Genomic DNA, 898 nt, shown 5'->3' with positions numbered 1-898 from the left:
CGGGAAAATGGTGCCGGACCTGAGAGCGCCTGACGGCGCGAATGCCGCTCGTAGCGGCGCTAGTTGGAGCCCGGGGCTTTCAAGGTCCGGCACCGTGGCTTCAGAATAACAAGAGCGCGGCCAATCGGAAACTTTTCGTCGCGCTTTCGGGCCAAGCGTGAAAAATGAAGACTTTTTTGCTTCGACGTGGGAAAATAGCACTAGCTATGGGCTGCGGCGGCCGCGGGCCGCGCGGTGCCCGGAACTTTGGGCGGTGCTCGAAACTTTGGGTGATGCCCGGCCGGGGCGGGTAACCTGAGCATATGGTCTTTGCAATCCCTGAAAATCTCAGCCCGGAAACCTATCCGATGGCCTGGCTCGTTGATACCTGGCGCGGCGCCGGCCTCCTCGAATACGAGGGCGTGGACGCGGCCGGTTACCTCCACGAATTGCGCATCGATAATGATGACCACGGCCCCTACCTGCGTTTGCGTTCGGCAACCTGGCTTTCCCAGGAGCCGGCCGGGGCGGTGGATCGCGAGGTACCCGGCGGGCGGATGTACGCGGCCCTCACCAAAGGCCAGCTCTGGTCGAGTTTCGAGGGCTACCTGCGTGTTTCCCCGAATAACCTCCAGGGCACGGAGGGCCGTTTCATGCTGGAAGGCATGATCGCCACCTCCGCCGGGCACGCCATGACCTGGGCCGGTTTTATTAAGGGCCCGCAATTCCAGATCGTCGCGGACGCCATCGCCGCCACTCCGACCGCCGCGAGCTACACCGGCGGCCAAATCATGGGCGGCTACGTGGAATCCGAGCTCTTCTACGCCTACGATATGGCGGCTTTCGGGGGGGATATGCGCAGCTACATGGCCGGCCGCCTCCAGCGTCTGAGCGATTGCCCGGAAGCGGGGCCGAAGCC

At 63.6% G+C, this 898-nt stretch carries 1 protein-coding gene; it reads left to right on the top strand.

Features of this window, described 5'->3' with window-relative positions:
* Positions 1–302: 302 nt before the first annotated feature.
* Positions 303–898: heme-binding beta-barrel domain-containing protein (locus tag CZ322_RS09640; RefSeq protein WP_087071222.1), on the top strand; the 596-nt coding region annotated here is incomplete at its 3' end.

It is taken from the genome of Actinotignum timonense (genome assembly GCF_900155575.1).
Taxonomy (GTDB): domain Bacteria; phylum Actinomycetota; class Actinomycetes; order Actinomycetales; family Actinomycetaceae; genus Actinotignum; species Actinotignum timonense.
The sequence above is the reverse complement of the archived record's forward strand: the minus strand, read 5'-3'. Positions and strand labels throughout refer to the sequence as shown.